This is a genomic window from Bradyrhizobium barranii subsp. barranii (genome assembly GCF_017565645.3).
In the GTDB taxonomy this organism is placed as follows: domain Bacteria; phylum Pseudomonadota; class Alphaproteobacteria; order Rhizobiales; family Xanthobacteraceae; genus Bradyrhizobium; species Bradyrhizobium barranii.
In genome coordinates, this window is sequence record NZ_CP086136.1 from 734,626 (window position 1) to 755,431 (window position 20,806).

Consider the following 20,806-nt stretch of genomic DNA (forward strand, 5'->3'; position numbering starts at 1 on the left):
CTTGTTGCTCCTCTCAGGCCGCGTGGATCGTGCGCCACACCCGGTCCGGGGTTGCGGGCATTTCCAGATTGTTCTTGCCGATCGCATCCGTGATCGCGTTGATCACGGCCGCAGAGGCGCCGATCGCGCCGGCCTCACCGCAGCCCTTGATGCCCAGGGGATTGCCCGGGCACAGCGTCGTGGTGTGGGAGAGGTTGAACGAGGGCAGGTCGTCGGCGCGCGGCATGGAGTAATCCATGAACGATGCCGTGACCGGCTGGCCGTTGGCATCGTAGATGGCGTGCTCGAGCAGCGCCTGCCCGATGCCCTGGGCGAGGCCGCCATGGACCTGTCCCTCGACGATCATCGGGTTGATCAGCCGGCCGAAATCGTCGGCCGCGACGAAGTTGACGAAAGAGGTCTTGCCGGTGCCGGGATCGACCTCAAGCTCGCAGATATAGGCGCCGGCCGGGAAGGTGAAGTTGGTCGGATCGTAGAAGGCGCTTTCCTTCAGGCCCGGCTCCATCCCGTCAGGCAGATTGTGCGCGGTGTAGGCCGCGAGCGCGACCATCGGGAAGGCGATCGCCTTGTCGGTACCGGCCACCTTGAACTCGCCGTTCTCGATGACGATGTCGCCCTCGGACGCTTCGAGCGCATGCGCTGCGATCTTCTTGGCCTTGGACTCCATCTTCTCCATGGCCTTCAGGATCGCGGTGAGACCGACGGCCGCGGAGCGCGAGCCGTAGGTGCCCATGCCGAACTGCACCTTGTCGGTGTCGCCATGGACGATCGAGACCTGGCTGATGGGAACGCCCAGGCGCTCCGCGACGAGCTGGCAGAACGTGGTCTCGTGACCCTGGCCGTGGCTGTGCGAGCCCGTCAGGATCTCGATGGTGCCGACCGGGTTGACCCGCACTTCGGCGGATTCCCATAAGCCGACGCCGGCGCCGAGGCTGCCGACCGCCTTCGAGGGCGCGATGCCGCAGGCCTCGATGTAGCAGGACACGCCGATGCCGCGCAGCTTGCCGTCCGCCTTCGCCTTGGCCTTGCGGGCTGCGAAGCCGGCATAGTCGATCGCCTTCATCGCGGCGTCGAGCGAGGCGTTAAAGTCGCCGGTGTCGTAGGCCATGATCACGGGCGTCTGGTGCGGGAACTGGGTGATGAAGTTGCTCCGGCGCAGTGCGGCCGGATCGACCTTGAGCTGCCGCGCCGCCGTCTCCATCAACCGTTCGATCAAATAGCTCGCCTCGGGACGGCCCGCGCCGCGATAGGCGTCGACCGGCGTCGTGTTGGTGTAGACTCCGACCACCTCGGCATGGATCGCCGGGATGTTGTACTGGCCCGACAGCAGCGTCGCGTAGAGATAGGTCGGGACAGACGAGGAGAACAGCGACATGTAGGCGCCGAAATTGGCGTAGGTCTTCACCTTCAAGCCGGTGATCTTGTTGTTGGCGTCGAACGCCATCTCGGCATGGGTGACGTGGTCGCGGCCATGCGCATCGGTGAGGAAGGCCTCGGTGCGGTCGCCGGTCCATTTTACCGGGCGGCCGACCTTCTTCGAGGCCCACAGCGCCACCATCTCCTCGGGATAGATGAAGATTTTTGAGCCGAAGCCGCCGCCGACGTCGGGGGCGATCACGCGCAGCTTGTGCTCGGGGGCGATGTTGTAGAACGCCGACAGCACCAGGCGGGCGACGTGCGGGTTCTGCGACGTCGTATAGAGAGTGAAGTGCTCTTCCGCCGCGTCATAGTCGGCGATCGCCGCGCGCGGCTCCATCGCGTTCGGGGCGAGGCGGTTGTTGGTGACGTCGAGCTTGACGACATTGGCCGCCTTGGCGAAGGCGGCATCCGTCGCGCCCTCGTCGCCGATCACCCAGTCATAGACCTGGTTGCCGGGGGCTTCGGGGTGAAGCTGCGGCGCGCCGGCCTTGATCGCAGCGTGGACGTCGGCGACTGCCGGCAGTTCCTCGTACTCCACGACCACGGCTTCGGCGGCGTCGCGCGCCAGGTTCTTGCTGTCGGCGATCACGACTGCGACGGCCTGACCGACGAAGCGCACGGTTTCCGGCGCCATCGCCGGCCATGCGCCCATCTTCATCGGGCTGCCGTCCTTGGAGGTGATGGCCCAGCCGCAGATCAGGTTGCCGACCTTGTCGTCGACGATCTCCTGTCCGGTGAGCACGGCGACCACGCCCGGCATGTTGAGCGCGGCGGATGAATCGATCTTCTTCACCTTGGCATGCGCATGCGGGCTTCTGATGAAATGGGCATGGGTCATGCCCTGCAATTTGATGTCGTCGACGTAACGGCCTTTGCCGGTAATGAAACGCTTGTCTTCCTTGCGCACGACGCGCGCGCCGATGCCTTCAACACCCATGTCTGGTCCTCCCGACCGGAAGTTTCTTTGACTGCGCTTTCCCTCGAAAGCGGCAGCGGTGGTTCTTTATTCGAGGCGCGCCGATTTACTCGGCCGCCTGCGAGACCTTCATGCGCCCGGCTGCGTCCAGCACGGCCTTGACGATGTTGTGGTAGCCGGTGCAGCGGCAGATATTGCCTTCGAGCTCTTGGCGCACGGTGGGCTCGTCGAGCTGGCCGCCATGGCGGTGCACGATGTCGATCGCCGACATGATCATGCCCGGCGTGCAATAGCCGCATTGCAGGCCGTGATTGTCGCGGAAGGCGGCCTGCATCGGATGCAGCTCATCGCCCTTGGCGATGCCTTCGATGGTGGTGACGCTGGCGCCGTCGGCCTGGCCCGCCAGCATGGTGCAGGATTTCACCGCCTTGCCGTCCACGTGTACGACGCAGGCGCCGCACTGGCTGGTGTCGCAGCCGACATGGGTCCCGGTGAGGTTGAGGTGATCCCGCAGGAGCTGGACCAGCAGCGTGCGGTCCTCGACGTCGACGGCAACGGCCTTGCCGTTCACCGTCAGTTTGACTGTAGACACGGAATATACCTCCCCGGATTGATTTTGATTGTTTCTAATTAGAGACCGCCGCCCCCTGACATTGCAACTAGGATTTTGGTCACGCCGGTCATGGAAAAGTCATCGATCCTGACGAGCGGGCAATGACTTGGGCCGGCGAAGCGGGTCAATCGCCGCAAAATGGTCGGCCCATGTGGGATGCCAGCCGTCATCCCATCCGGTCGGCCTTTGGCCGATAAAGCCCCGGATTGCACGCGCCTGCCGAATTTACCGCCCTTTATCCATTGTGCCCTAGTTTTGCGCATCCGGGTCCGGGGGCGGGGCGCCTCCGGATCACGGCTGAATAGAAAATGGGGGTTGGAATGTCCGGGCGTATCGCGTCGCCGTCGAAGCGCACAATATTTCCGACCCTCCGGTTCCGCGCCAAGATCATCCTCGGCTTCGCCGCGGTGCTGGTGATCTCCGCCGGCAGCATGGCTTTCTCTTAATTTCGGCTTCGAGCGGGTCTCGGCCGGGGTCGGGTCCTACCGCAGCAGCGTCACCGAGGCCGATCTCGCCCGCAACATCGACCGCGAGCTGCTCGCCTACCGCTCGGCCGTCCGTTATTTCGTCGTCACCGGCAAGGAGGACGATGCCAAGGCAGCGCTGGACGCCGAGACCGGTCTGAAGAGCGCCATCGATCAGGCGGTCAAGAGTGCCCAGAAGCCGGCGCGGCAGGAGGGCCTCAACAAGCTCGCCAAGGAATTCTCCAACTTCTCCGCAACCTTCGCCAAAGTCCTCCAGGCCAAGCGCGACAGCGCGCTGCTGGTGCAGAACCAGCTGACGCGCCAAGCCAATCTCCTGAAGTACAAGCTTGACGATATCGGCAACAATGCTTCCGATTCCGAGGCGCAGTCGATCGAGTTCGGCACCAAGCAGGTCAACGCCCAGTTCCAGACCGCGAGCGCCGCAGCCACCAATTTCGTGCTGACCTCCGACCAGGCGATCGCGACCAGCGCGCTGGCGCGGCTGAAATTCGTCGAGAACTCGCTCGGCGCGGTCTATTCCATGGACGACAAGATCGTCGCCGGCCTGAAGGACGCCAAGACCATCCTCGTGGCCTATCGCGAAGCGCTGGAGAAGCTGATCGCCAACGCCAAGATGGTGGATGAGCTCGTCACCGAGATGAGCGGTTCTGCCGGTGCGATCCTGCAAGGAGCCACCGCGATGAAGGCGGACCTCGTCGCCGAACAGCAGCGGCTGGATTCGGAGTCGGAAGCGACCATCGGACGGACCGAGCAACTGGTGCTGATGCTGGCCGTCGGCGGCACGCTGCTCGGCGCGATCCTCGCCTTTCTGCTCGGCACCGGCATCTCGCGTCCGATGATCGCGATGTGCAAGGCGATGCGCGAGCTCGCGTCGGGCAATTTCGACGTCGTGCTGCCGGGCCTCGGCCGCAAGGACGAGATCGGCGAGATGGCCGGCGCGGTCGAGGAATTCAAGGTTCAGGCCGTGGCCAAGGCCGAGCGCGACGCCGCCGCCAGCGACGCCCAGAACAAGGAACTGGCCACCGCACGCCGTTCCGAGCTGATTCGCTTCGCCGATGACTTTGAAAGCGCGGTCGGTGCCATCTTGTCGAACGTGTCGGCTTCCGCCGTGCAGCTCGAATCGGCGGCTTCCACGCTGACCCGAACCGCCGAAACCACGCAGACCCTGTCGAGCCAGGTCGCCGGTGTCTCCGAGCAGGCCTCGAGCAACATGCAGTCGGTCGCAACTGCCACCGAAGAGCTTTCGGCCTCGGTCGAGGAGATCGGCCGCCAGGTCCGCGATTCCAGCCGCATCGCGGAAGCTGCGGTGGTTCAGGCCAAGGAAACCGACGGCCGGATCGGCAAGCTGTCGCACGCCGCCCAGCAGATCGGCGAGGTGGTCAAACTGATCACCGCGATCGCCGAGCAGACCAACCTTCTGGCGCTCAACGCCACCATCGAGGCGGCGCGCGCGGGCGAGGCCGGCCGCGGCTTTGCCGTGGTCGCCAGCGAAGTGAAGTCGCTGGCCAGCCAGACCGCGAAGGCCACCGACGAGATTTCTTCGCACATCGCGGGCATGCAGGGCGCGACGGCCGAGTCAGTCGCCGCGATCAAGGAGATCGGCGCCACCATCGGCAAGATTTCGTCGATCTCGACCTCGATCGCGAGCGCCGTGGAAGAGCAGGGCGCCGCGACGCAGGAGATTGCCCGCAGCGTCCAGACCGTCGCGCAGGGCACCCAGACCGCCGCCACCGACATCGGCCAGGTCAACCGTGGCGCCGCCGAAACCGGCTCGGCGTCGGAGGAGGTCCTGAATTCGGCCAAAACCCTGTCCAGCGAAAGCACCCGCCTGCGCGCCGAGCTCGACCGGTTCATGGGGAATATCCGGGCGGCGTAGCTGCGCTACGCCTGAGGCCCTCGCGGTCGCTCCATTCTCGGCTGTCGTCCCCGCGTTCGCGGGGACGACAGGCTCGGCCGCGTCACCTAACCGCAAGTTGCGACGCCATAAATTTACCGTGGCTTATCCTTTGCACTCTACCGTGCTCCCGAGTCAGGAAGCGGGCTGCTTCCGGGCTGCGCCTAGTTTTCCGCGAATGGAATGGGGTGGGGAATGCCCGTCAAGTCGACGCCGAACACATCGAAGCTCTTCACCCTGCGTTTTCGTGCAAAAATCATCCTCGGCTTCGTGGCGGTGCTGGCCATCCTCGCCGTCAGCATGGCTTTCGCCTATTTCGGCTTCGAGCGGATCCAGGCCGCCGTGGCCTCCTACCGGGCCAGCGTGTCGGAAGCGGACCTCGCGCGGACCGTGGACCGCGAGCTGATCGCCTATCAGGGACTGGCGCGGGCCTATACGCTGACGGGCGCGACCGATGACGAGACCGCGGCCAAGGCCGCCGAAGAGAATCTGAAGGGCGCGATCGCCAAGTCGGTGGCGGCCACGACCGGCGCGGCGCGCCGCGAGCAGGTCGGCAAGCTCGAGGCCGAATTCCAGCGCTTCACCAAGGTGTTCGGTGAGATCATCACGCTGACGCGCGAGAACAACAAGATCGCCGCCGACGAGCTCAACAGCGTCGGCAACAAGATCCGCTTCAAGTTCGACGATCTCGCCGATACGGCCGCGCTGGCGGGCCTGAACTCGGTTCAGACCACCGCCAAGGACGTCACCTCGCAATATCTCGCGGTCTCGACCTCGGTCAGCGCCTTCGTCGCCAAGCCGGAGCCGAAGACCGCCGACGGCGTGATCGCCCGCATCAAATTCCTGGAGACGCTGCTGGTCTCGATCTATGCCAACGACCAGAAGATCACCGACCGCGTCACCGAGATCGGCAACCTGCTGAAGCAGTACCGCACCTCTTTCTCGAAGCTGACCGAGAACGTGAAGATCATCGTCAAGTTGAACGGCGAGATGACCAAGACGGCTGCGGGCATTCTCAAGCTCTCGGCCGAGCTGCGGTCCGATCTGACCTCGGATCAGCAGCGCATCGAAGCGAGCGCCAACTCCACCATCACCGAGACCGAACGGCTGATGCTGATGATGGCGCTCGGCGGCCTCGCCATCGGTGCCGTGCTGGCCCTGATGCTCGGCAACGGCATCTCGCGCCCGATGATCGCGATGTGCAAGGCGATGCGCGAGCTCGCGTCCGGCAATTTCGACGTCGTGTTGCCGGGCCTGGGCCGCAAGGATGAGATCGGCGAGATGGCTGGCGCGGTCGAGGAATTCAAGGTTCAGGCTGTCGCCAAGGCCGAGCGTGACGCCGCCGCCAGCGAAGCCCAGAACCGCGAGCAGGCCGCAAGCCGCCGCTCCGAGCTGATTCGCTTTGCCGACGATTTCGAGAGCGCGGTCGGCGCCATCGTCTCCAACGTCTCGGCCTCCGCCGTGCAGCTGGAATCGGCGGCCTCCACGCTGACGCGCACCGCCGAGACCACGCAGAGCCTGTCGAGCCAGGTCGCCGGTGTCTCCGAGCAAGCCTCCAGCAACATGCAGTCGGTCGCAACTGCCACCGAAGAGCTTTCGGCCTCCGTCGAGGAGATCGGCCGCCAGGTGCGCGACTCCAGCCGCATCGCGGAAGCTGCCGTGGTGCAGGCGAAGGAAACCGACGGCCGCATCGGCAAGCTCTCGCACGCCGCCCAGCAGATCGGCGAAGTGGTCAAGCTGATCACGGCGATCGCCGAGCAGACCAATCTTCTTGCGCTCAACGCCACCATCGAGGCGGCGCGCGCGGGCGAGGCCGGCCGCGGCTTCGCAGTGGTCGCCAGCGAAGTGAAGTCGCTGGCTAGTCAGACCGCGAAGGCAACCGACGAAATCTCCTCCCACATTACCGGGATGCAGGGCGCGACCGCCGAGTCGGTCGCCGCGATCAAGGAAATCGGTGCGACCATCGGCCAGATCTCGTCGATCTCGACGTCGATTGCGAGCGCCGTCGAGCAGCAGGGCGCCGCGACGCAGGAAATCGCGCGCAGCGTCCAGACCGTTGCGCAGGGCACCCAGACCGCCGCCACCGACATCGGCCAGGTCAATCGCGGCGCCGCCGAAACCGGTTCGGCCTCGGAAGAGGTGCTGAACTCGGCCAAGACGCTGTCATCCGAAAGCACGCGCCTGCGCGCCGAGCTCGATCGCTTTATGGGCAATATCAGGGCCGCGTAAGGCTCGCCGCGCGTCAGGCGCTTGAAGACCTCGCTATCGCCTCATACTCCGCTGTCGTCCCGGACAAGCGCGCCCTTAGGCGCGCGCCGATCCGGGATCCATACTCCCAGCGGATAGTTGAGACGGACGGTGGTAACTCCAAGTCTTCGCCAAACCAGTTTCTGTGGTTAGGGGTCCCGGATCTGCGCTTTGCTTGCCCGGGACGACAGCGGGGTAAAGAGCGCGAGTCTCACTCCCTCCCGAACGTCCGCTTCAACTCCATCTTCGCGCGCTCCAGGTTTTGCGCGAATGTGTCGTCTTTCTGACGTGAGCCATGCGTCAACTCCCAGCGGCTCCATCGGAAACGGACGAGCCCAAGGGCTGTTCCTGCGGGAACCTGCCCTTGCCGCAGGCGTTGTCGCAGGTGGCAGGCGGAATGCCGCACCCCGATGATCGGATCGCCCCCGTCCACACCATGTGAACCGGGGCCGCTTCCATTGGTTAGACCCAGCAACGCGATGGAATTGCAGCAAAGCCCAGCGCTGAATTATGGACCTGCAGTCTCTGCGGCGGTCGCGGCTGACCGCATCATCGAGACCAGCATTCCCGCGCGGCTCGATGCGCTGCCGTGGAGCGGCTTTCATACCCGCGTCGTGCTGGCGCTCGGGATCACCTGGATCCTCGACGGGCTCGAGGTGACGCTGGCCGGCGCGCTCTCCGGCGCGTTGAAGCAGAGTCCGTCGCTGCAATTCTCCAATCTCGATCTCGGTATCGCCAATTCCGCGTATCTTGCCGGTGCGGTGCTCGGCGCGCTCGGCTTCGGCTGGCTCACCGACCGCATCGGCCGCAAGAAGCTGTTCTTCATCACACTGGCGCTTTATCTCTCCGCGACCGCCGCGACCGCCTTGTCGTGGAATGTCGCGAGTTACGCGCTGTTTCGTTTTCTCACCGGCGCCGGCATCGGCGGCGAATACACTGCGATCAACTCGACGATCCAGGAACTGGTGCCGGCGCGCTATCGCGGCTGGACCGATCTCGTCATCAACGGCAGTTTCTGGATCGGCGCGGCGATGGGCGCGGTGGCGGCCATCGTGCTGCTCGATCCCGCATTGATCGGTCCCGATCTCGGCTGGCGCCTCGCCTATCTCATCGGCGCGACCCTTGGCCTTGTCGTGCTGTTGATGCGGATGTGGATTCCCGAGAGCCCGCGCTGGCTGATGATCCACGGCCGGCCCGACCAGGCCCACGCCATCGTGGACGAGATCGAGCGCTCGGTGATCGGGCATGACCGGCATGCGAGCGATGGCCGCTTCACGAAAATACGCCTGAAGATGCGCGACCACACGCCGATCAGGGAGGTCGTGCACACGCTGTTCTTCGTCTATCGTCAGCGCTCCCTGGTCGGCCTCGTGCTGATGAGCGCGCAGGCGTTCTTCTACAACGCGATCTTCTTCACCTTCGCGCTGGTGCTGACCGACTTCTACGGCATCAGCGCCGAGCATGTCGGCTGGTATCTCCTGCCGTTCGCCGCCGGCAACTTCCTCGGGCCGCTGCTGCTCGGCCGCCTGTTCGACACGCTCGGCCGCCGCGTCATGATCACGTTTACCTACGGTGCGTCGGGCGTGCTGCTGGCGCTCTCGGGCTATCTGTTCTCGATCGGCGCGCTGAGCGCGCAGGGGCAGACCATTGCCTGGATGGTGATCTTCTTCTTTGCCTCGCCCGCCGCGAGCGCGGCTTACCTGACCGTCAGCGAGACGTTCCCTCTGGAAGTGCGCGCGCTGGCGATTGCGGTGTTCTACGCAATCGGCACCGGCATCGGCGGCGTGATCGGGCCCGCGCTGTTCGGCGCGCTGATCGACACGGGATCACGCACCAGCGTGTTCGCGGGCTATTTGCTGGGGGCCTTCCTGATGATCGTGGCTGCGATCGTGGCGTGGCGCTACGCCGTCGCCGCGGAACGCAAATCGCTCGAACAAATCGCGCGGCCGCTTGCCTTTATGGAGTAGACTATGAAATCGGAACTCGCGGAATTGGATCAGAAGCGCCCCATGGTTGACGAAGAAGCGCCCGACGCGGTGCCGGTGCCGCATGCGCTCGTGCCGCATCTCGGCGAGACCGCGATCCTGCTCGACATCGACGGCACGCTGCTCGACCTGATGCCGACGCCGCGCGAGGTGTGGGTGCCGCCGGGCCTGTCGGAAACGCTGAACCTGTTGACCGAGCGCACCTCCGGCGCGCTGGCGATGGTCAGCGGCCGTTCGCTCAACGACATCGACCTGATCTTCGCACCCGACGTGTTTCGCGCCGTCGCCGGACACGGCGCGGAGATGCGCCTGTCGGTCGGCAACGAAGCCGACGACGTGCACGCGCCGCCGATGGACAAGGAGCTGAAGCGGCGCCTGGCTGCGATCGCCAAGCTCAGCCCCGGCATTCTGCTCGAGGACAAGGGCTATTCGCTGGCGCTGCATTATCGTCTCGCGCCGCATGCGGAGAAGGCGATCTTCGAAGCCGTCTCGCTGATCCGCGCCGATCTGCCCAATGCGCCGATCGAGGTGCTGCCCGGCAAGTTCGTTTGCGAGATCAAGCATTCCGGCTTCACCAAGGCCACCGGCGTGCGCGAATTGATGAAGCATGAGCCCTTCAAAGGGCGTCGTCCGATTTTCATCGGCGACGACGTTACCGATGAGACCGTGTTCGCGATCATGCCCGACATGAACGGGCTCGCCTTCTCGGTCGGCCGCCGCGCCATCGGCGTCAACGGCCATTTCGACGAGCCGAAGGATGTCCGCGCGTTCCTCGCGCGTCTGCTCGACGACACAAGGTTGGAATAAGGCACCGACACCTCGGGGCCACATTGTCGCTCGCGTCGTTCGCTTGCGCGCGCAATTCATGCTGGGCAACACAGTCACGAAAACTGACTTTGTTGAGCGAAACCGCCGGGTTCCCAGCAGAAAAACTGGTTCCAACGCATGTGCCTGATTTTGGTTTCATTTCGTACAAATGATGGACAGGAACCATATTGATGAACAGCAGTTAAACGGGTTGGAATGAAGGAGGGGACGATCTGTGAATTTAGTCGTCGTTTCAAATCGAGTTGCGCGCGGTAAACCCAACGAGCCGATGACGGGCGGCTTGGCTGCGGCATTGCTTCCCGTGGTGGAACATTCGGGTGCTATCTGGGTGGGTTCGTCGGGCCGTGTGCGCGACGGCCATCAGAAGGAACCGTTCGCCGAGATCGAAGCGCTTGGGTCGGGTGCGATAGCGACGCTGGATCTGCCGGCGGCGCATTACGGCGGCTATTACGAAGGTTTTGCCAATTCGGCGCTGTGGCCGGCGCTGCATTCGCGCAGCGATCTGATCCGCGTCTCGCGCGACGACTATGTCAGCTATCGCGAGGTCAACGCCTTCATGGCGCGCGCCTTGATGCGCTTCCGGAAAGCGAAAACGGCGTTCTGGGTGCAGGATTATCATTTCCTCGCGCTCGGCGCGGAGCTGCGCGATCTCGGCGTCGATGATCCGATCGGCTTCTTCCTGCACACGCCGTGGCCGGTCGTCGCGGTGATGCAGGGCGTGCCCAATCATCGCGAACTGATCACGGCGATGCTGGCCTACGATCTGCTCGGCTTTCAGACTAATGAGGATTGCCAGAATTTCCTCGGCTATGTCGCGAGCGAACTCGGCCTCGCCGTCGAAGACGGCGTTGCGATCTCGCAGCATGGCCGTACGCGTTGCGAGGTCTTTCCGATCGGCATCGATGCGGAAAAGTTCGCGGCTTACGCGGCGAAATCGGCCTCGCATCCCGACGTGTCGCGGCTGCGCCGCAGTCTCAACGGCGAGCGGCTCGCGATCGGCGTCGACCGGCTCGACTATTCCAAGGGTCTCGTCAATCGAATCAGCGCGTTCGACCGGCTCTGGACCGAGCATCCGCAGTTTGCGCGCAGCATCTCGCTGCTCCAGATCGCCAACCCCTCGCGCGGTGCGATCGAGGCCTATGGCAATCTCCAGAACGAGGTCGCGCGTCTCGTCAGCGACGTCAACGGCCGCCACGGCGAGGTCGACTGGACGCCGATCCGCTACCTGAACAAGGGTTTCAGCCAGGCCGTGCTTGCGGGTCTCTACCGCACCGCGCAGATCGGCGTGGTGACGCCGCTGCATGACGGCATGAACCTCGTCGCCAAGGAATATGTCGCCGCGCAGAACCCGGCCGATCCCGGCGTGCTGGTGCTGTCGAAGTTCGCCGGCGCCGCCAACGAACTCGAAATGGCGCTGCTGGTCAATCCGCACGATATCGACGGCATGGCCCGCGCGATCGCGGTCGCGGCCGCGATGTCGCTCACCGAGCGCAAGATGCGCTGGGACGCGATGATGAAGACGCTGCGTGGCCACACCATCCAGCAATGGTCCGCCGACTTCGTTGCCGAGCTGGAGAAGTGCCGGACCGAGAAGGCCGTCGTCGCGCCGCTCGAGACCCAGCCGCCGCAGGCGCTACGCTGGCTGAAGTCGGCGATATCAGGTGTAAGGTTGATTTAAGCTCTCTTGCTCTCCCCGTTCTCGCGGGGAGAGGTGCTCAATAGCAATACGACACCCCGTCCAAAATCGCGCATTGCCGCTTGTTCGGCGCGTTGGGATCGTCCAGCGGCACCATGCCCTTGCCCTGGCCGACGAACACGCCGGGTCCGACATGCACCGAGCTCTTGTTGCCGATGATCACGCTCGGATGCGGCGAGGCGTTCGAGCGCGTCCCGTCCGGCCAGATGATCGCATCGCCCGAAAGCACCCCGCGCCGCCCGTCGTCGCAACTCACGTCGACGCCCTGCCGGGTGCAGACCTGCGCGGCGGCCGACGCGGCAAAGGCGGAGCCAAGGGCCGAAATCAGGCCCAGCGCGACGATGGTCTTTTGGATGGTCATGGCGTCCCCGGTCGTGTTTGGCGGTCTTGAGTGAATCGTCGCGCCAAACCCGCTTCCGGTTCAGCCTTTGAGTGGTTCCGAAGCGCCAGCTGGCGCCAGATATTGTCTTTCAAATACAATATCTTACGGAAAATTCACCCGATTTACCCGCGATCCCTTGCAAAATCATCTGCTCCCCTTCAAGAGAGGGCGCTCCGGAGAGATGGCCGAGTGGCTTAAGGCGCACGCTTGGAAAGCGTGTGTGCGGGAAACCGTACCGTGGGTTCGAATCCCACTCTCTCCGCCAGCCGGCCAAAGTCATTTCGTACTTCGATGCGGAAACAGGTCGAAAATCCTGCCATTTTCCTGCATTTTTCTCGCCAGCGAGACCCCACCGTCGATCAGACTAGGATTTCGATAGGCCCGGAGAACCGAATTTTCTCCGAATCTTAGTACCCTCCGAATCGGTCCAGTACGGCATTTTCGGGCAAACCAAGCGCTTATTGGGGGAGTGGTTTGGATCCCTCTCGCTCACCCGCGCGCGGAACAAATTGGCGCTCGGCCACCCTTCTGCGATCCGAATCGTGCCAATCGAAGGGGGCGGACGGGATCTGCGAGCCCTAGTCACCGACCGGGCTAACGGGGCGTAGGCCTTGGCGAGCGCCGAACGGCAGGCCCATAATTGAGGAGATTGAAACATTTATTCCGCCGACGATCCCATCGCGACGGATCACCCCGTTCAAGGTTGCGATGCAGCAGACGCTGGCGGATTCGCTCAACTTAAGAGGGCTCGGCAAGCCGAATGTTGCACGAGACCGCAAGCGTGTCAGCGGTCTGAAAGAAGGCCGTCAAAAGCTATCGGGATGCCAGGGACCACAACGGCAGGATGACCAAGTTGGCTAAAAGGCTCCGACGAAAGTCGCCCAAAGCGCGGCGTCGTTCCCTGCGAGCCATAGCCGCAGAGTTGGCGAAAGCCGAATTTGTAGGTCGCAGCAGGAAAGCCTTCCACAGGGGCAGCTGTCGCTAGGATGCTGGGTAAGCTATGAGGTGGAATCACCCTACAATCAGTAGTGACACCCGTTCATTGAGCCTCTGCTAGGAAATTCCCCAATATGCCGACCTTGCAATGGCTCACGCGCGACCACGACCTATCGATCGCTGGGAAAGTCCCTTATCGCCTTCTGGAGGAGCTGTCCGATCTCTGTGCTGGCGATCGCGACGCTGGCAACATGCTTATCCAAGGCGACAACCTCGATGCATTGAAAGCCCTAAATTTGAAAATCAATCGTCCGCCAATGTAGCCCTCACCATCCTGACTGAGGGCGCCGAAGAGGGCCTCGACTGTGCTGGGCTCCGTGCTGAGCGTCCCTAGCTTGGTGCCAGCAAAATATCTCTGGGCATCGTTCAAAACGGCTGTCCAGACGCCACGCTTTTGCAGCCCCTTCACGACGCTCTCGGCAGTGTAGTCAGGCAGTACAAGGCGATCCGCCTTGACGGCGCCATCGGTCGTCCGGGTCACCGTAATGTCGCCCTCCGACCATCCCGCCTCAATGCTGCTTAGCGTGGAAGCCACATTGAACACACATGCGGTGGGTGATATCGGCAACTCGGGATCAAAATTGCGGGCGGCTTCCGGCTTGCCCAAGAGTCGCGGTTGTTGTCGCTCTTCGTCGCTCATCCGCTTCAATTGCAAAAGGCGGGGTAGCGCGCTCCGCGCGGCATAAGCGTATTCGGGCTTGCTGCATTCGACGGCAGAAGTTGTCTCGGCATCAGCAGCGCCGCCCATGATTAGGGCAGCGCCAGCAACCAAAATCGAAATCTTCAAGCGCACGATTTGACCTCAGCGAGTATTTCTTGACCTTGCCCAGCTTGAAAAGAAGCGGCGATAGGTGCGGCCGGCTTGGCGCCATGCCTCGACTTCGTCGGCGAGCGCCCGAATAGTCTTCAAGCCTTCGCGCGGCGAAGCGAAGCCGTTGCTGTCGCCGCCTTGACGCTCGATCTCGATCGCGATTTGCTGCATGCGGCGCTCTCGCGCCGTTTTATCTGTTTCCCCCATGCCCGCCAGCGTAGAATAGGCTTAAAGAGTGTCAAGCATGCCGATTTGAGCTGCTGCGCTTGGTATTGATCGCTCTATTTTGGCTTTCGCGCGCGATGCTTGCCGCGGCCTAAGTTTTGGGCACCAAAAAAGCCTCTGCTTCCGTAAAAAGGCGGCTGATGTTTGCTCCCGGCCTGCACGCAGCCATTTCCAGTACAGCTCTCGGATTGTGTCGCACCGCTCTACCGCTATAGGCTCGCTTTGCCTGATCTCCGTTCGCCTGGCGAGCGTGAGACCAATAAGCTGCGGCCCGGCCAGGCCGCAAAACGACGGCGAACCGCACCGCACGACTTGCGGCACAAACCTTCATTAGAACCTTCATACGAAAATTCAGATGCAAACGCTCGGGTGGAGGACAGACTAAGGGTCTTCCAGGCGCAAGTAGAGCCGTTGGAGGTTGTTCAAAATCGTATCGCTCAGCGGATTGGCTATGATGGCTGGCTTATTCTCGGCGATATGAACGATCATCAGCGGTCCCACCTCTCAAAACTGGAGCGTCAGGGGCGGTTGGACGATAAGACGCTTGGCGAGGCGGTGCTTGCTGCCCGCTGCGCTGCCGGCAGGTGATGTCAAGGTGCGCGGTGGGGGGCCAAAAGTTTAGGAGTATGCCGGCGGGACCGGTCTCCCTGGTTCAACTGCAAAATTGAGAAATTAAATACAAAAAGCCATCCGGATCCGCGCGAGTTCGGACGTCTGCCGAGCTTATCGCGCGCGGCAGTCGTTTTCACCACCGAACCGTCGCCTACTTCTTCTGACCCTAGCCACCAGCTAGGGTCAAGAACGACCAGTTCTGAGTGGCTCTCCCACGCGTCGAGCCAAACGTTGGCAAAAAAGGAAAGTCTGAGCAGTTCAGCACCTGGATTTGCCAATTGAAATGAAATTAGCCCTTGCTGGCAGCTAGGGCTGGTCGCTTGGATAGATGGTGGGGGTGGTTGATTCCTCTGGACTTCCCAGCCCGAGGACCGGCCTCACTCTCATTCAGGGATTTTTTTCCTGGTGGCGTGGATTTTTGGAGAGCGCCGTTCGGTGGTTGTGCAAACCTATGTAACGGCAATGGCAAAAAGCCTGTTTGTTCGGGTACTTAGCAAGGCCGACAATTGGATGTCTTGCCGCAGATGTCGTCGCTGCGGCCAAATTTGTCTATTTATTTCCAGTCGATCTGAACTCGCCACCTCGCGTGCAAAACTGTTGCGAAATTAGGTAGGGGGAGGTCAGTCCCGGTCAGTCCTGGAAAAATAGCGGTATCCTCGCAGTGCTTACAATCTGCTCGAAAAACGGTTCATCGCGCTCATTATCTGCATGCGCGGCTCAATGTCTTGGAGATAGATGGTGGTCTGAAGAAACGCGACCTCTGCAGTCTGGTTTGCTTCGTCCACATCGAGGTACCAGGACCGCGGCCTTCCATCGGAGCCATCGCTCCACCGATAGCCCCGTTTCTTCAACACGTCCTTAAATTCAAATGGAGAGTGCTCCGCCCAGATCCGGACAGTCTTGCGGCGCGCCCGTTCGAGAAGGATGGCGAAGGCGGATCGGTTCAGCTTTGGGATGTCCGACGCCAAGATCTCCATCAACGCCCTGCAATCGTCGATGGCGCGATGTGCTTGATGGAATAGACCGACGCCGGCCAAGAGATATCCGAGACGAGATCCATCGAAGCCGTGTTTACGCCACTCGACTTCGGTCGCCGAGCATGCCCAAGGCCTTCGTTCGAAAACCGGCCAATAGCGCTCCGCGAACTTTCGGTCAAAACTTGCATTGTGGGCAACGATCAGCACAGCATCCGCGACGAACGACGCAACGGCATTGGAATCGATGCGATGCCCGGACACCATTTCATCGGTGATCCCGGTGAGTTCGGTGATTTCCTCCGGAATCGGGATCGATGGTTCGTTGAAGGAAGAAAAGACGTCAGTTATGGCTGCTATTCTGTCGTCAGGCAGATAGGTGAACTTGACCATGGCAAGTTCGATGACTTCGTCCTGTGCAGTGTTCACCGGTTGTCTCGACGTCGATGAGAATGCCTGTCCTGGTTACCTGCCCACTGCATGCGGCGAATTCGTTCCGCGGGAGAAGCTTGCAAAGGACGCGGTAATCGGGAGACCGAGTTAGCATCTCGGCCATTTTTGCCAGATCGACGTTTTCTGACGACATGCTTTCGACCGTCTTACGCTTGAAGTCACAATGTTGAGACCTCAAATCTGCAAGCGCGCGCTCCATAGTCAAGGGTATACCGCCTCGCGACGGAGGTTCGTCCGGGTTCACTGCTGTGCCTTTAGAACCGCCGGCGTAGCAGGGCTAGCGCTGTATCTGGAAAGGAGAGCGTGCCTCGGCGAGAAGGGGGACTGCTAGCCATCATTCCGCGCTTGCATTCTAGCTGACCTCCTAGCTAATCGATCACAGGACGGTTCAAACGCTACATTTGACGGAAGCAATGCGCATTATTCCCAACGAACTGTTGTCCTCGTCCGATCTAATCGTCGACGCAGTGTATGAGGGTGGCGCCAGCGGCAATGCCGCTGACGACCCGATTTCGAAGCTTCTGCAAGGGGTTGGGAACCAAGGCGGGTTTCGTGCAGCCGGACGCGGCCAGGACAGGACGCTCGTTGTTCTCTATACCAGCGGTGCTGATCAGGATTGGCCGGACACGTTGGACTTGAACACGGGTCAGTTCGTCTATTTCGGTGACAATAAGACGCCAGGACATGAACTTCATGATACCGGGCGTGGCGGCAATAGAATCCTAAGGCGTACTTTTGAACTCCTGCACGCATCGCCCCCGATGCGTGAGAAGGTCCCACCCTTCCTCATCTTCAAAAAGTATCCAACGCCAGCCAGCAGCCGATCGGTGCAATTCAAAGGTTTGGCGGCTCCTGGGTTTGCAGGCCTGCCATCGACGGCCGATCTCGTTGCCGTCTGGAGAACAACGGAAGGGCAGCGGTTTCAGAATTATCGCGCCGTCTTCACTGTGTTGAATATACCGGTTGTCGAGCGTTCGTGGTTACGGGAGTTGAGCAGCGGAAATAGTGTTAGTTTGCTTCCGCGCCGCCCACCTGGCAGGATTGGGTAAAAACCGGACGTGCGCAAGCCTTGGCGTCGGAGAGTACGACATCAATAAGGAGTGTCGATCAGCAGCGGCCCGATAGCTCCGTGAAGGCAGACATATTGAGAGCGGTGTTCAAGTACTTCGAGCAGGCCCCAGTTGCATTCGAAGCATTCGCTGCTCGTGTCGTAGGGATCGTTGGGATCGATGCCGATCAGCGGATAGCGGGTGATCTCGGCCGCCGAGACCTGCTTGCGGCCGGCAAGCTCGTGACCCGGCGGCACGATGCAATAGAGCTCACCCGAGGCGAGCGGCATGAAGTCGAGCCCGGAATGCTCGAGCCGATAGCTCATCGCCACGCATTCGCCGCGGCCGAGCAGGAGGTAGTCGATGGCCTCCTCGAGCTTGAGGATGTTGATGTCGATGCCGAGATCGGGGTAGCGGCGCCGGACGCGCTCGATCGCGCGCGGCACCATCACCTGGGAGATGCTCGGCACCGAGCCGATGCGCAATTCCGACAAACCGCCGCGGCCGATCTTGGAGATGAGCTCGGAGAGGTCGTCGACCTTCTTGTAGACGCCGTTGATCTGCTCAAAGATGTTCTCGGCTTCCGGCGTCGGAAAATAGCGTCCGTTCTGGCGCTGGAAGAAGCGGATGCCGAGCGTGCGCTCGGTGTATTTGACCAACCGGCTGATCCCCGGCGCCGACACGTTGAGCAGCTTCGCCGCGCCGCCGATGGTACCCGTCACCATCACGGCACGGATCACTTCAACCTGGCGCAGCGTCATCATGTCGTGGGCATCCCAAAGAGGATCGTGGTGGCGATCATCTCACGAGAGCCGTAATGTCATCCAGCGGCAAGTGTGATGTGGACGGAGCGGGCGGCGCTTCACCCCCCCTCCAGGGGAGGGTAAGAGCGCAGCTCGCTCACCGGCAACAATTGCTGATTAACTTCGCAGTCAGAATGTTTCGGCCAAAATCGGCACGTTCGAATGGAAGGGCGCCGCTCGCGCAGAACGTACGCCTCACCTGTAACTGTGTTCTAGCTCGCCGGGCTCTCGGGCGACGCGCTGCCGGGCCGCTCCGCGCGTTCGCGCTGCAGCACTTCGCGCGCGTACTCGATGATCTTCTGCTTGTTTGCCGTTTCGCGGACGGCGAAAAACACGCGGTTGAGTTCCAGGCCGAGCACGCTGTTGAGGGCGATGTCCTCGTCTTCCATCGTGATTTTCCCGCTTCAGACGCCATAGGTGTAACTTGACGTCACTTCCTCCACAAGTAGATTAAATCTCGGGTGCAGACGAGGGCCGGTAAACTACGGAAGCAGCGAATTGAGGCAGCTCCCAAATACATGCTATACCGACGGCGAGGCTCAGGAAACGCACCGATGTCCGCCGTAGACGCCGTAGATTATGGCCGGGAAGCGCTCGACTTCATCGAAGGCCTGGGGACCTATCGCAAGGTACCGGACGCCATGAATGCGCTTGAGGCGGCGTTCGGTCGCTTCGGCTTCGAGACCATCATCGTGACGGGGTTGCCGAATCCCGATCAGCGGTTCGCGCAGATGGTGCTCGCCAAGCGCTGGCCGGCAGGATGGTTCAATCTCTACACCCAGAACAATTACGACCGAGTCGACCCCGTGGTGCGGCTGTGCCGGCAATCGGTCAATCCGTTCGAGTGGTCGGAAGCGCCCTATGATGCCGAGCTCGAGCCGAGCGCGGCCGAGGTGATGAACCGCGCCGGCGATTTTCGCATGTCGCGCGGCTTCATCGTGCCGATCCACGGGCTCACCGGCTACGAGGCGGCGGTGTCGCTCGGCGGCGTCCATCTCGACCTCAATCCCCGCAGCAAGCCGGCACTGCACCTGATGGCAATGTATGGCTTCGACCATATTCGCCGCCTGCTGGATCCGGCGCCGCATCTGTCGACGCGTCTCACCCCGCGCGAGCGCGAGGTGATCGCCTGGGCCTCGCAGGGCAAGTCGGCCTGGGAGATCGGCGAGATCCTGCACATCACGCAGCGCACCGCAGAAGAGCATCTTGCAACCGCCGCGCGCAAGCTCGGCGCCGTCAACCGTACGCATGCGGTTGCACTGGCGATTCGCAACAAGCTCATCAATCCCTAAGCGACGTACTGGGAAATTTCCCAATATCGAACCTGCCTCTTTTCGCAGAGGCTGCCCCTCATTCCGGCTGAATGGGGGTTTTCATGATTCACGCAATTTCTTCGGTCAATCGCCACCTTTACGAAGACGTACTCGAGCAGCACTTCCGACTACGCCACGACATCTTCGTCGAGGAGCGGCACTGGGAGACGCTGCGCCGGCCTGATTGCCGCGAGGTCGATTCCTACGACGACGAGGACACCGTCTATCTGCTCGCGCTGGAAGGCCGGCGCGTCGTCGGCGGTCACCGGCTCTACCCCACCACCAAACCCTCGATGATGAGCGAGGTCTTCCCGCATCTGGCATCGGTTCGCGGCTGCCCTGCGAATCCGCTGGTCTGGGAATGGTCGCGCTACTTTGTCGTGCGCGATCGCCGCGACGGCACTCTCAACCTGCAACTGATGGCAGCGGTGCAGGAGTTCTGCCTCGATCAGGGAATCGCGCAGGTCAGCGCGATCATGGAGACCTGGTGGCTGCCGCGCTTCCATGAGGCCGGCTTCGTCGTGACGCCGCTTGGTCTGCCCGAACTGGTGGAGAACGCCTGGACCATGGCGGCGACCATCGACATTCGCCGCGAGACCCTCGATGCCCTGCATGATCGCATCGGCATGGATTCGATCGTACAACAGGACGGCCCGCGTCTGGACGCCGTCACCCGTGCCAACCTCTGCGGCCTTGCTGCCGCGCAACGAAAGAGCGCCTGAAATGTCGAACATGATGCGGGACAGCCAGATCATGGCGGAGACCAAGGACGAAAATCTCGGCTACATGTCCGACATGGCGCTCGAGCTGGCGCAGATGGCGGAAGACACCGGATTGGCAACGCTCGCCTATCTGTTCCGGATGGCGGCGCTGGAAGCCTCGACGGCCAACAGCGTGCTGGCCGAGCCGGATGATCTCCCCCGGCAGATGACGTCGCACTAGACGCCTTCTCCTACTCCGTCGACCTTCGCGCCCTCTCCCAGGCACGCCTGGGGGAGGGCGATCGTTTGGGTGCGGCAGGTTGACCCATGCTGCGCGGCAGCCTTCTTGCAAGGCCAATTTCGATCGCATGCACCGGCATGCAACAAAGTGCATGTCTGGTGTT

Annotated in this window: 15 protein-coding genes, 1 tRNA gene and 2 pseudogenes; 10 read left to right on the forward strand and 8 right to left on the reverse strand. The window is 62.2% G+C overall.

Annotated elements, in window-relative coordinates; translation table 11 throughout:
• Positions 1–13: 13 nt before the first annotated feature.
• Together J4G43_RS03605 and J4G43_RS03610 are read right to left on the reverse strand one after the other, a co-directional pair.
• Positions 14–2,356 carry a xanthine dehydrogenase family protein molybdopterin-binding subunit gene (locus J4G43_RS03605; protein WP_208084020.1) on the reverse strand — a complete coding sequence of 781 codons (2,343 nt, stop codon included), beginning with the start codon at positions 2,354–2,356 and terminating at the stop codon, positions 14–16.
• Positions 2,357–2,441: 85 nt separating this feature from the next.
• Positions 2,442–2,927, reverse strand: a complete 486-nt coding sequence (locus J4G43_RS03610; RefSeq protein WP_063980504.1) for a (2Fe-2S)-binding protein — start codon at positions 2,925–2,927, stop codon at positions 2,442–2,444.
• A 341-nt stretch (positions 2,928–3,268) separates the two neighbouring features.
• Between J4G43_RS03610 and J4G43_RS03615 the strand changes: the two are divergent.
• The 5 genes and pseudogenes from J4G43_RS03615 to J4G43_RS03635 all read left to right on the forward strand — a co-directional run bounded on the left by J4G43_RS03615 (position 3,269) and on the right by J4G43_RS03635 (position 12,065).
• Positions 3,269–5,309, forward strand: a pseudogene (locus J4G43_RS03615) (methyl-accepting chemotaxis protein).
• A 213-nt stretch (positions 5,310–5,522) separates the two neighbouring features.
• The gene (locus tag J4G43_RS03620) at positions 5,523–7,556 is read left to right on the forward strand and encodes a methyl-accepting chemotaxis protein (RefSeq protein ID WP_063980506.1); all 2,034 of its coding nucleotides are present in this window, start codon (positions 5,523–5,525) and stop codon (positions 7,554–7,556) included.
• 497 nt (positions 7,557–8,053) lie between these two features.
• On the forward strand, positions 8,054–9,541 hold the full coding sequence (locus J4G43_RS03625; RefSeq protein WP_208089236.1) for an MFS transporter: 1,488 nt from the start codon (positions 8,054–8,056) through the stop codon (positions 9,539–9,541).
• A 3-nt stretch (positions 9,542–9,544) separates the two neighbouring features.
• Entirely contained in the window at positions 9,545–10,366 is an 822-nt protein-coding gene (gene otsB, locus J4G43_RS03630) for a trehalose-phosphatase (protein WP_208084021.1), read from the forward strand.
• 235 nt (positions 10,367–10,601) lie between these two features.
• Positions 10,602–12,065, forward strand: a complete 1,464-nt coding sequence (locus tag J4G43_RS03635; RefSeq protein ID WP_208084022.1) for a trehalose-6-phosphate synthase — start codon at positions 10,602–10,604, stop codon at positions 12,063–12,065.
• A gap of 37 nt (positions 12,066–12,102) precedes the next feature.
• Here J4G43_RS03635 and J4G43_RS03640 read toward each other — a convergent pair whose 3' ends face one another.
• Positions 12,103–12,444 carry a hypothetical protein gene (locus J4G43_RS03640; protein ID WP_063980509.1) on the reverse strand — a complete coding sequence of 114 codons (342 nt, stop codon included), beginning with the start codon at positions 12,442–12,444 and terminating at the stop codon, positions 12,103–12,105.
• Positions 12,445–12,640: 196 nt separating this feature from the next.
• Between J4G43_RS03640 and J4G43_RS03645 the strand changes: the two genes are divergently transcribed.
• Positions 12,641–12,730: transfer RNA gene (locus J4G43_RS03645), tRNA-Ser, on the forward strand.
• Between the two features lie 864 nt (positions 12,731–13,594).
• Here J4G43_RS03645 and J4G43_RS03650 read toward each other — a convergent pair.
• From J4G43_RS03650 to J4G43_RS03660, 3 genes are all read right to left on the reverse strand, one after another.
• On the reverse strand, positions 13,595–14,254 hold the full coding sequence (locus tag J4G43_RS03650) for a S24/S26 family peptidase (protein WP_208084023.1): 660 nt from the start codon (positions 14,252–14,254) through the stop codon (positions 13,595–13,597).
• A 9-nt stretch (positions 14,255–14,263) separates the two neighbouring features.
• Entirely contained in the window at positions 14,264–14,443 is a 180-nt protein-coding gene (locus tag J4G43_RS03655; protein WP_208084024.1) for a hypothetical protein, read from the reverse strand.
• 1,331 nt (positions 14,444–15,774) lie between these two features.
• Positions 15,775–16,512: a 3'-5' exonuclease gene (locus J4G43_RS03660; protein WP_321576310.1), complete on the reverse strand. Its 738-nt coding sequence runs from the start codon at positions 16,510–16,512 to the stop codon at positions 15,775–15,777.
• A gap of 437 nt (positions 16,513–16,949) precedes the next feature.
• Here J4G43_RS03660 and J4G43_RS03665 point away from each other — a divergent pair, with 437 nt between their 5' ends.
• Positions 16,950–17,585: a hypothetical protein gene (locus J4G43_RS03665; RefSeq protein WP_208084025.1), complete on the forward strand. Its 636-nt coding sequence runs from the start codon at positions 16,950–16,952 to the stop codon at positions 17,583–17,585.
• Positions 17,586–17,746: 161 nt separating this feature from the next.
• Here the strand turns inward: J4G43_RS03665 and J4G43_RS03670 are convergent.
• Positions 17,747–18,349 (reverse strand): annotated as a pseudogene (locus J4G43_RS03670) (LysR family transcriptional regulator); the annotation flags it as partial.
• Positions 18,350–18,600: 251 nt separating this feature from the next.
• The gene (locus J4G43_RS03675) at positions 18,601–18,777 is read right to left on the reverse strand and encodes a hypothetical protein (protein ID WP_014491261.1); all 177 of its coding nucleotides are present in this window, start codon (positions 18,775–18,777) and stop codon (positions 18,601–18,603) included.
• Between the two features lie 165 nt (positions 18,778–18,942).
• On the opposite strand from J4G43_RS03675, the gene J4G43_RS03680 reads away from it, so the two are divergent.
• The 3 genes from J4G43_RS03680 to J4G43_RS03690 all read left to right on the forward strand — a co-directional run bounded on the left by J4G43_RS03680 (position 18,943) and on the right by J4G43_RS03690 (position 20,643).
• Entirely contained in the window at positions 18,943–19,680 is a 738-nt protein-coding gene (locus tag J4G43_RS03680; RefSeq protein WP_063979905.1) for a helix-turn-helix transcriptional regulator, read from the forward strand.
• An 83-nt stretch (positions 19,681–19,763) separates the two neighbouring features.
• The gene (locus J4G43_RS03685) at positions 19,764–20,423 is read left to right on the forward strand and encodes an acyl-homoserine-lactone synthase (protein WP_208084026.1); all 660 of its coding nucleotides are present in this window, start codon (positions 19,764–19,766) and stop codon (positions 20,421–20,423) included.
• Position 20,424: 1 nt separating this feature from the next.
• Positions 20,425–20,643: a hypothetical protein gene (locus J4G43_RS03690; protein ID WP_208084027.1), complete on the forward strand. Its 219-nt coding sequence runs from the start codon at positions 20,425–20,427 to the stop codon at positions 20,641–20,643.
• Positions 20,644–20,806: the final 163 nt, after the last annotated feature.

What these genes read in the sequence shown, in the direction of transcription:
- J4G43_RS03605 (WP_208084020.1), bottom strand. Translation starts at nt 2,356, where the DNA reads ATGGGTGTTGAAGGCATCGGCGCGCGCGTCGTGCGCAAGGAAGACAAG.
- J4G43_RS03620 (WP_063980506.1), top strand. Translation starts at nt 5,523, where the DNA reads ATGCCCGTCAAGTCGACGCCGAACACATCGAAGCTCTTCACCCTGCGT.
- J4G43_RS03625 (WP_208089236.1), top strand. Translation starts at nt 8,054, where the DNA reads ATGGAATTGCAGCAAAGCCCAGCGCTGAATTATGGACCTGCAGTCTCT.
- otsB (WP_208084021.1), top strand. Translation starts at nt 9,545, where the DNA reads ATGAAATCGGAACTCGCGGAATTGGATCAGAAGCGCCCCATGGTTGAC.
- J4G43_RS03640 (WP_063980509.1), bottom strand. Translation starts at nt 12,444, where the DNA reads ATGACCATCCAAAAGACCATCGTCGCGCTGGGCCTGATTTCGGCCCTT.
- J4G43_RS03655 (WP_208084024.1), bottom strand. Translation starts at nt 14,443, where the DNA reads ATGCAGCAAATCGCGATCGAGATCGAGCGTCAAGGCGGCGACAGCAAC.
- J4G43_RS03665 (WP_208084025.1), top strand. Translation starts at nt 16,950, where the DNA reads ATGCGCATTATTCCCAACGAACTGTTGTCCTCGTCCGATCTAATCGTC.
- J4G43_RS03675 (WP_014491261.1), bottom strand. Translation starts at nt 18,777, where the DNA reads ATGGAAGACGAGGACATCGCCCTCAACAGCGTGCTCGGCCTGGAACTC.
- J4G43_RS03680 (WP_063979905.1), top strand. Translation starts at nt 18,943, where the DNA reads ATGTCCGCCGTAGACGCCGTAGATTATGGCCGGGAAGCGCTCGACTTC.
- J4G43_RS03685 (WP_208084026.1), top strand. Translation starts at nt 19,764, where the DNA reads ATGATTCACGCAATTTCTTCGGTCAATCGCCACCTTTACGAAGACGTA.
- J4G43_RS03690 (WP_208084027.1), top strand. Translation starts at nt 20,425, where the DNA reads ATGTCGAACATGATGCGGGACAGCCAGATCATGGCGGAGACCAAGGAC.